Origin of the sequence: Leptospira interrogans, assembly GCF_900156205.1 — a bacterium.
In the GTDB taxonomy this organism is placed as follows: domain Bacteria; phylum Spirochaetota; class Leptospiria; order Leptospirales; family Leptospiraceae; genus Leptospira; species Leptospira interrogans.
Genome location: NZ_FTNA01000029.1, coordinates 35,515 through 45,510, shown reverse-complemented (window position 1 = coordinate 45,510; position 9,996 = coordinate 35,515). Strand labels below are relative to the sequence as shown.

General features: G+C 36.5%; 4 protein-coding genes and 2 pseudogenes. 2 read left to right on the top strand and 4 right to left on the bottom strand.

What is annotated here, in order from left to right; translation table 11 throughout:
- Together BW942_RS17605 and BW942_RS17600 are read left to right on the top strand one after the other, a co-directional pair.
- Positions 1-468, top strand: a pseudogene (locus BW942_RS17605) (IS3-like element IS1500A family transposase); the annotation flags it as partial.
- Positions 469-856: 388 nt separating this feature from the next.
- The gene (locus BW942_RS17600) at positions 857-1,315 is read left to right on the top strand and encodes a VOC family protein (RefSeq protein ID WP_001247263.1); all 459 of its coding nucleotides are present in this window, start codon (positions 857-859) and stop codon (positions 1,313-1,315) included.
- Between the two features lie 869 nt (positions 1,316-2,184).
- On the opposite strand, the gene BW942_RS17595 is transcribed toward BW942_RS17600, so the two are convergent.
- The 4 genes and pseudogenes from BW942_RS17595 to BW942_RS17580 all read right to left on the bottom strand — a co-directional run bounded on the left by BW942_RS17595 (position 2,185) and on the right by BW942_RS17580 (position 9,982).
- Positions 2,185-3,645 (bottom strand): adenylate/guanylate cyclase domain-containing protein, encoded by a 1,461-nt coding sequence (locus tag BW942_RS17595; RefSeq protein ID WP_000435433.1) that lies wholly within the window; start codon positions 3,643-3,645, stop codon positions 2,185-2,187.
- 28 nt (positions 3,646-3,673) lie between these two features.
- A complete protein-coding gene (locus tag BW942_RS17590; RefSeq protein ID WP_000444619.1) occupies positions 3,674-4,045 on the bottom strand; it encodes a DUF1987 domain-containing protein in 372 nt (123 codons plus the stop codon).
- 2 nt (positions 4,046-4,047) lie between these two features.
- A complete protein-coding gene (locus tag BW942_RS17585; RefSeq protein ID WP_000970449.1) occupies positions 4,048-4,602 on the bottom strand; it encodes a SiaB family protein kinase in 555 nt (184 codons plus the stop codon).
- 37 nt (positions 4,603-4,639) lie between these two features.
- Positions 4,640-9,982: pseudogene (locus tag BW942_RS17580) on the bottom strand (AAA family ATPase).
- Between the last annotated feature and the right edge of the window lie 14 nt (positions 9,983-9,996).

Below are 9,996 nucleotides of genomic sequence, written 5' to 3'. Positions count from 1 at the left end.
TGGGTTTCAGATATTACTTTTTTAAGATCCTCTTTCGGGTGGATTTATCTTTGTGTAATACTGGATCTTTATTCTCGAAAAGTAGTGGGTTGGTCGATTTCAAATTCTAATGATTCTAAGTTAGTGTGCACCGCTCTTTCCAAAGCAATCGAATGTAGAAATCCTCCTAAGGGTTTAGTTTTTCATTCGGATCGAGGATCCAATTATTGTTCGTACGAAACTCGAAGGTATCTGTTAAATAATAAACTCAGAAGGAGTAATAGTAGAAAGGGAAATTGTTGGGACAACGCAGTTGCTGAGTCCTTCTTTGGTTCTCTGAAAAGAGAAATGGAATATAATTACTTTTATAAAATTCAAGAAGCCGAAGAATTACTTTTTGATCATATAGAGGTTTATTATAATAGACACAGATCTCATTCGTCATTAGACTTTGTGAGTCCTGTGCAATTTGAAGTAAATGCTGCGTAAAAATGTGTCCAATAATTCGTCACTAGGTTAGTAAAGACTGCGATCTATCTAACTCGTCGTATTACATTACGATGTTGAACGGGATCGTTCCGATTTTGTTCTGCTTCCTATCTATAATAAAATCCAATAGTCATCATTTCGTAGACACTGGCTCTTGAACATTTAAAGTCGGTCATTCTATTTTTATAGTATAGCGTATTTCTTTGACAGATTTCGGTTTTTAGTAACAGCTTCCATTTTGGTTTGACTGACGCCGTTGATTTTATTTTGTACTTACTCATCTTGTGATCGTTTACTTGTCTCAGATTGTTTTAAAGATTGAAGTTGCCAATCTAAGGGAAATGAATTTTTTGGAACAAGATTCAATTGACTAGTTGGAAGGAAAATCATGAGACCTTTTAAAATATTAGGAATTCAACAGATTGCAGTAGGTGGGGAAGACAAAAAAAAATTAGAAACGTTTTGGGTGGATATACTTGGGCTTGAAAAAGCGGGAACTTTTCGAAGCGAAAAAGAAAACGTAGATGAAGATATTCTCAGAATGGGTAAGGGCGCTTATGCAGTCGAAGTAGATATTATGCAGCCGATTGATGTAAATAAAAGTCCGAAAGTACACGAACCAAAACTCAATCATATAGGACTTTGGGTGGATGATATTCATAAAGCCGTAGAATGGTTGACCACAAAAGGGGTGCGTTTTACTCCCGGTGGAATCCGTAAAGGTGCGGCAGGATATGACGTATGTTTTATTCATCCTAAAGGAAACGAAGAATTTCCGTATTCCTCCGAAGGTGTACTCATAGAACTTGTACAAGCCCCCGCAGATGTAATTCAGGCACTGAGCTAGAAATTTTAAACGACGTCGCTTGGTGGTAACTTTGGGTTTTGTTTTTGCAGATCTAAATGAATCGATTTCTTTGTTATTTTGATTTTTAGAATATTTTAATTTTATGATATATTGATTTTTTTATGAGTTTTTGTAAATAGAAATATTGTTTAGGTGGTCGTCCGTGTGTTCGGACGTAGAGATCTTACGAACAAACTTTAAAATTGTGGGAACTCTTACAAATTCGAGATCTTACAGACAAACTCTGAAATTGTGGGAACTCTTACAAATTCGAGATCTTACAGACAAACTCTGAAATTGTGGGAACTCTTACAAATTCGAGATCTTACGAACAAATTTTGAAAATTGTAGGAACTCTTACAAATTCGAGATCTTACGAACAAACTCTAAAATTGTGGGAACTCTTACAAATCGGTTTCAAAAACTTAGAATGAATCATTTTTGAATCTTCAATAAAATGTAGTAGTTCCCACAAAAACGCCATGTGTATGATTTATAGATTTTTAATATTTTTTCGTTATTATAATTTCTATGTGAGTTTTCACTATTGTTGAAATGAAAGCGTCTTGCTTCTGTTGGTGCTCAACAGATTTTAAAATAACGTGAGTTCGACGTAAGAATATTTGGGCGAATCGCTCGCAAATTTTATAGTATATAATGTCGCGACCGCGCTTGAACTCAATGTTGCTCCTTGCTGTCGCAACATAATGCTGCAATTCCTTCGGAATTTTCGCTACAATCGCTTTCGCATTCGTACCGAACTCACGTTAAAATAGGTTATAGTTAAAACAAGTAGAGATTCAGACAAAATAGAAAGAAGTTTTTTAAAGATATTTTTTAAAAAAAATTGAAGAAGTGGATTTAAAAGATCACTTTTTACCTAAAAGAAAAAAGGTTCTCATTGGACCTTTGCCCTTAACCGGAATTACACCTCTTTCTTCAAATAAAAATAAGTCTTTAATAGATTCATAAACTGCTTCGGAACAATGAATTCTGCCAGGTTCCCCGTGTGATTCCATTCTAGAAGCTGTGTTCACGGAATCTCCCCAAAGATCATAAACGAATTTATTTTTACCGATTACACCGGCCACAACATCTCCCGTGTGAATACCGATTCGAATATTGAATTCGTACTTCCAAGATTTTTGAAGATCCTTAAGACCTTGAATCATATCAATTCCGGCTAACGCGATTTTTTCGACATGGTCTTCGGTTGCGATTGGAATTCCACCCGCCATCATATAACAGTCTCCTATGGTTTTAATTTTTTCGAGCTGATATTTACTGGCAATGTCATCGAAACAGGTGAAAATCTGATTTAAAATTTCTACAAGTTGATTGGGAGTAGGAATTTGAGTAGAAAGTTTAGAAAAACCTACAATGTCCGCGAACAAAACTGTGGACTTCTTAATATAGTCTGCGATTACAACTTCTCCTGCCTTTAGTCTTTCCGCAGTAGATTTAGGAAGTATGTTGAGCAAAAGACTTTCCGATTTTTGTCTTTCTTTTTCCAGGCCTTTATTTAGAATATTAATCTTTTCTAAAGAATCTTTAAGCTCTCTGTTTCTTTTGGAAAGATTTTTGTACGCGTCCGCGTTATCCACTCCTATGGCTACGTAGTTGGCCAGAGTTCTAAGAATGTTGAGTTTGTTTTCGTTAAATTCGTTTTTGTTAAAACTCTGAATAGTCAGTATCCCGATAAACCTTTCTTCTACTTTTAAAGGAAGGTAAACCACCGAATTCGTTTTTTCTCCGAAATGTTTTTGGATAACGGAAACATATCCGGGAAAATCCTTTTCTAGATCGTTTGTGATCAGTTCTTGATTGTTATGATAACAAAAAGAAGAAGGATTGTCCTCGGTAAGAGAATCCACAGTAGGAGCGGGTGTATAACGACCCTCGATCAAGCTAAACTTATATTTGATTTCGTTTTTTCCTTCTTCGATAATACCGAACGCTAAAACGTCCATAGAAAGCATTGATTTAGTATTTTCGTAAACGGAAGTCAAAATAATTTTAGGTTCCAGGCTGGCCGTTATCATCTGACCTATTTCACTTAGCTGTTTTAGGTTTTGATAAGAAGAAACAAGCCTTTGATTGGAATCCTGGAGTTCCGTTTGGGTTTTAATCAGACGATTCTGGGTGGAATCTCCAATTTTCATAAGTTTAGAAGATTGTTTTAAAAGGGATTCGTATGCTTCTCCGATTTTTCTCAGTTCATCTATAAGGTTTTCCTTATTTAGAGAATCATTATTATCTAGGATTTCGTTGACTTCGTTTAATAATTGAAATTCATTTTCAAAAAAGGAATTGAAGTCTTTTTGTTCCATGTAATTTTCTAAAGCCACGTTATATTACTTAATAGGACTTGAGTTCGAATGGAAGAGAAAGATCGGATGAAAATTCTTCTCCGGTTTCTTGCATATCGTCGTCGTCCTCTTTATATAACCAGAGTACTTTTACCTTACCGTTTTGATCGTGGTATTTCTGAAGAGAATCCAGAATATCCATGATAACTTTAGACGAACTTGTATTAAAATAATCCAATTGGAATTTGACCTGAATTTTGGATTTAGAATTCATCGCAGCGTTCAGCCAATCGAAAACGGGTTTATAGAATGCGATTGCATTTTCAGGATAAGATTCTCCTATAATTTCAACAAAACCTTGTTCTGTATCTAAGATGACTTCCGGAGAAGTTTTTGTTTGTTGTATGTGTAATGATTCCATTCTTAATTTTCCTTTGTAAAATATGCAGAAAGCGTGAAGAACGAATGTTTATCGTCTATTGGGGATATATTGAAAGAAAGAGGTCCGTCCGATTTTCTTGCAATGTCTATCAAACCCACTCCCGCACCCTTGCTATCCTCAGGTCTATTTGAACGTAACTGTTTTTGGTAATAAGTTTTTAACTCATCCCTAGACATAGAATTGATCTTCTCGCATTTCATTTTTAACGATTCTATTTTTTCGTTTAGTACAAGATTTCCTGCAGAAACGTTATAGCCAACTGATTTTTCATCGACCATAATGATACCTACGCCGGTTTCTCTTCCGTCTTCGAGAGATTTTCTTTCCGCCGAATAGTGTAACATATTTTGAGCGAGTTCGATAAAAACCGCGAAGATTTTTTTAATTTTAGATTCAGTACTTAAGGAAGTTCGAATCATAGAACCGAACTCCGTTAGTACCTCTTGTGATAGACGACCTTTAAAGGAAACAATGAACTGATAATCGTAGGTGTCTCTATATTGTTTGAACAGATCTAGGGACTTGTTTTCCATCATTTCGTTTTATCATACTCCTATATTTTTATTCGCCTGGTTAGACTCTAAATCCGATTAAGGTTATATCGTCTCTTTGGGCTTCTCCTGCTTGGTATTCATCCAAAAAGGCCGCTAGTTGATTCTTTTGTTCGTATGCGGGTAAAGAGAGAACGTTTTGTAAACGAGCGATTAATCCTTTACTCGTGATTCTTTGTCTTTGTGGATTTGGTTGATCCATAAATCCGTCCGTTGTAAGATAGAACATGGCGGATTGTCCTTTTTCCAATTTCACTTCGTGGGTGGAATACGTTCTTGAAACTTCTTTTTGTCTTCCACCAATAGAGTGTTTATCTCCTTTGATCTCTTCGATATGATTACCTTTTGAGAAATAAAGAGGTCTTTTGGCTCCGGCGAATAGTACTTTGTCTTCGTCAATTCGACAAAAACAAATGTCCATTCCATCCGATGAGTTGGCTCCTAAAGTATCTTGTTTTAAGGCTTAACGAACGTTTCTGTTTAAATGTTCTAAAACCTTTCCTGGATCTTTGATCCCCGCTTCATTTACGATTTGGTTGAGCAAAGTATTTCCGATCATTGACATTAACGCACCTGGAACTCCGTGTCCAGTACAATCGACTGCAGCAAGAAAAATTGATCCTTCTTTTTTACTAAACCAATAGAAGTCACCCGAAACGATATCTTTGGGTCTAAATAGAACGAACTGATCTTTTAAATTTTTTGCAAGAATGTCGTCTGATGGAAGGATCGCCTGCTGAATATTTAAAGAATACGTAATACTATCCGTAATACGCTGGTTCTTAAGTTCAAGGTCCGCGTTAGCTTGAGCCAATTCTCTGGTTCTTTCTCTAACTTTTTCTTCCATATTCGAATAAAGTAATGCGTTGTCTATGGAAATCGCAGCTTGAGAAGAAAGAATATTCATGATCTGAAGACGATCAGAAGTAAACGCACCTTCCGAAAGGTTATTTTCTAAATACAGAATTCCTGAAATTTCTCCTTGTTTAATAACGGGAGTACAAAGAATCGATTTCGTTTTAAAGTTTTTGATATATTCGTCTTTATTAAACTTCTCGTCTTGGCTTGCGTTTCTTAAAACCAGATTCTCTTTGGTTCTTTCTACGTAGTAGATGAGAGAAATCGGAAGATTTTTACTACTTCCGAGAGGAATTCCTGTTAGTACTTCTACGTCGTCTTTGGAGATAGAACCTTCGGCTTCTACGTATAGTTTGCCTTCTTTTTTAAGAATGAGAACACCTCTTTGAGCCCCTGCGTTTTCGATTACGATTTTCATCAATTTGTCTAAGAGATTTTCCAGTTTGATTTCTCCCGAAATCGCCGTGGAACTTTTTAAAACCGATTGAAGATCTAAGGTTTGACCCGAATAAATTTCGGTGGCTGTGGAGGTTGTGCTGGAAATCGTTCTATGAGTTCGCAACAAACCGGTTCCTCTTTCTCGGATAAATTCTGGATATTTGGACTTGAGCATACTTTGTTTGAGATTGGCTCCCCAAAGACCGTAACGGTGGTAAGCTTCGTTGATAAATTCTCCCGCAATTTTTACGCTTCCTTTAGAAAGCCAGAATAGAGCCGCGTTTTCGCAGGCGAGAGCTTCGTCGTTTTGAAATTCATTTTTTCTAGCTTCTCGAATTGCGGCTTCGTAGGTCCTTGCTGCCTTCCAGTTTTTATATTCTAATCTTGCCAGTTCCGCTTCTACGAGAAGATATTTATGATAAAAATTTTCGGGACAACTTTCTGCCAAAACGAGCAGTTGTTTTTGATTCTCCCGAATTTTTTTAACCGATTCCTTTTTACGATCTGGAGAAACTTTTTTATAGTTTGCGGCTAAGGCCAAAGAATACAAAAAGTTATATTCGAAAGGACCATACTGACCTCCTAAGTAAAGAATCATACCATTGGTTTCTTCGGCTTCTTGAAGCGCTAGTTGGTATTCTCCATACATTAAAAGAGAACGAACTTTCATCACTTTAAAAGTGCAGATAGGTGCCAAACTTTGATGATCGTTGCACAGATCGATGTATTCTTTTTCCAGATATTCCGTAGAAGAAAAATCAAGATGACTTCCTGTTTCTCCTCTTAGATTGGAAAGTATGAGTGTGGTTCCCAGGATTGTATCGATTGCAAGATTATTTTTTACTTTTCTGACGAACTTAAGCAATTCGTTGATTTTAGGTTTTAGAATTTCCAGATTTTTTCCTTGAAATAAAACGTTAGAAGCGTCATTCATCGCGGCATAACTGCCGTGTAAAAACTCTCCGGAATCTAAAGCGGATTGAACACATTTAATATTGATTTCTTCCGAAAACTTTAAGTGTTTAACAAAAGAAGAGGAATAGTTAGCAAGAATATTCGCTGCTTTGGTATATCCACCTGAGTTTATATATTTCTCGCTGAGTTTAACTGCTAGTTCGCAAAAATCATAAGCTCCTTTGTAGTCGCCTTGACCAACTAAAACCATACCATAACAGGAATAACCATAAGAATCGGAAAGGTTCCCGAATTTTAAAAGAAGATTTGCCATCTTCAAACAGATCACCGGAAAAAGTGCAGGCTCTTTATTGTAAGCCATAGGAATTGCACTGATTAAAAGATTGACCGCCCAAATATGGCTCGGGTCTGTCATGGTAGGAGCGTCTAACAGAGATGTTATGCTTCTATTTTTAAGATTTTTTTTGGCTTCTTCGAGTTCTTTTTTGACTACCTTGTCAAAACCGGAAGTTGGAAGTTCTATTCCCAGAGGTTTCAACGCTTTGATTACGGTAGGCATAGCTAGATCGTATTTACCTTGTGCGGAATATTCAATCATCAGCAAGTTATACGCTTCTGCTTGTTCTACAGGAGTTTTTGCCTGTTTTAGAATATCCTGAATTGTTTCCTGAGATTCTTCAAAGTCTCCATTGAGATATAAAACTTCTGCGAGTTCTTTGTGAACCGCATAAGAAAGATCATATTCTTGATTCCAACAGTCCTTTTCGGATTTACAAAGAGAAGATAGAAGTTCTTTTGCTTGTAAACAATACAGTTTAGAAGGTTTATAAGCCGCGGAGAGTTTTGCCTTTTGTGCGGCTTGAAGATTTAACTGAAGTAGTTTTCTTTTTTCGGAATTATCAGTGATAAGAGTAGAACCAGTATTTAAATGGTTTACTACGTCAAAGATAGAATCTTCCAAAGTTTTTTCATTAAGGTTTTCGAGAAGAATTCTACCGATTTGAAGGCGTAAAGATTGTTTTTGGTCATCGTTTAAAAGTTCGTAACTCGCTTGTTGAACCCTATCGTGTTGAAAACGAAATTGAATCGACTTTGCGATTTGAAAATTCTTATCTTGATTTTTTTCGATTTCCACCATGGAATCTACAAGACGATAGTTGTCTCCTATAGGAACGATCAATTCCTCTTGCATCGTTTCCATAAGAGCTTCGGCGGTTTCCTTTAACGTGGCACCTAAAATTTTGGCCTGGATAGCAAGATCAAAATTACTTCCAATACAAGAGGCGAGTTTTAAGGTTTCTTGGGTTCTAGGAGGAAGTTTTTTGATTCTATTGACGAGTAACTCTACCACGTTATCCGAAATATTTGTGTTTTTAATTTTTTCTAGATTCCAGACCCATCTTCCTGAATCCGTAGGACTTCCTTTTTGATAAGAGATGATTTCTTCTTTGGAAAGTTGTTTTAATAATTCGTTGATAAAAAAAGGATTTCCTCTCGTTTTAGAATAAACTATCTCTGCAAAACTCATGGTTTCTTCGGTTGGTCTACGTAAACTATCCGATAAAAGTTCGTTTACGTTTTCCAAGCTTAAAGGTTTTAGAAGAATTTTATCTAAACGAAATCCTTCCTTTTCTAAACCGCTTATCAGAGCCGAAAAAGGATGTGTGGAATCTACTTCATTGTCTCTATATGCAAGTATTAGGAAAAGATAATTTACAGAAGCGTCTTCGATCAGGTTTTTGACGAGTTCGAGAGACGGAGTGTCCGCCCATTGTAAATCGTCCAAAAAGATGGCGAGTGGATGATCTTGGTTTGCAAAGATCTTTATAAAATTCTGAAATACTAAATAAAAGCGGTTTGCGTTTTCTTGAGGACCCAACTCGGTAACAGGAGGTTGTTCTCCTATGATAAACTCAAGTTCTGGTAAAACGTCTGTGATCACTTTTCCGTTTGCACCCAGAGTGTCTCTAATTTTGTTTTTCCATTCTTCGATTCTTTCTGGAGATTCCGTAAGAATTTGTTCGATCAAATTAGAAAAAACTTGGATGATTGCACTGAAAGGAACATTACGATTGTATTGATCGAATTTTCCAGAAATAGAATATCCTTTCGATTCCGTAAGAGGTTTATTAATTTCTTTGACAAGAGAGGATTTACCAACTCCGGAATAACCCGCAATCAAAACGATACTAGGTCTACCGGTTTCTGTCATACGTTTGAATTCGTTTAACAGCGCTTCAATGTAACTTTCTCTGCCGTATAGTTTTTGAGGGATTTTAAATTCGTGAGAATAATCAGTGGAGCCCAGCGGAAAGGCGGGGGCGTCTCCGGATTCCAACCATTTGTCTCGGATGATTTCTAAATCGTTTTTGAGTCCTTCGGAGGTTTGGTATCTTTCTTCTGCGGTTTTAGAAAGAAGTTTTAAAATAACGTGAGAAAGCGCTTCTGGAATTTCGCTTCGAATTTTACGGGGATCGACCGGAGATTTTGCAAGATGGAAGTGGACTAATTCCAAAAGGTCTTCACTTTCAAAAGGAAGTTTTCCGGTAAGAAGTTCATAGAAAGTGATACCTAAAGAATAAAAGTCACTTCTATAATCTACGGAACGATTCATTCTACCTGTTTGTTCTGGAGAAACGTAGTGAATACTACCTTCTAAACGATTTGGATTGGACCAGGAACTTTCTTCTTTGGAAAGCCGTGTAGAAATTCCAAAGTCCACGATTCTTAAAATGTTTTCGTCCGGATTGAATATGATGTTGTCCGGTTTTAGATCTTTGTGTATTACTTTTTTGTTATGTATCTCTCCCAGTTTTTCTGCGAGGTCGATCGCTATTTTGAAAAAGTCTTTTAAGTTTACTGGTCTTTTTTGGGAAAAATGTTTAAGGGATTGTCCAGGAACGAACTCTAAAATGAGTATAAAACCTTCCGGAATTTTTTCCATTCCAAATGCGCGAATCATTTTTTCAGAGGAAAGATAGCTTAAAATTTCATATTCGTTTCTAAGGTTGACCACGGCGGGATGTAATTCATCTAAAATTGGAATGTATTTAACTACAACCTCTGTTTTGTCCTTTGAACGGACGGCTTTGTAAACCTCCGTGGACGAGTCCGTATTCATTCTATCTTTAATTTCGTAACCGTCTATTTTCATATATCTTGATTTTC

Coding starts and splice junctions, on each gene's coding strand:
- BW942_RS17590 (WP_000444619.1), bottom strand. CDS start 4,045: ATGGAATCATTACACATACAACAAACAAAAACTTCTCCGGAAGTCATC.
- BW942_RS17595 (WP_000435433.1), bottom strand. CDS start 3,645: ATGGAACAAAAAGACTTCAATTCCTTTTTTGAAAATGAATTTCAATTA.
- BW942_RS17600 (WP_001247263.1), top strand. CDS start 857: ATGAGACCTTTTAAAATATTAGGAATTCAACAGATTGCAGTAGGTGGG.
- BW942_RS17585 (WP_000970449.1), bottom strand. CDS start 4,602: ATGATGGAAAACAAGTCCCTAGATCTGTTCAAACAATATAGAGACACC.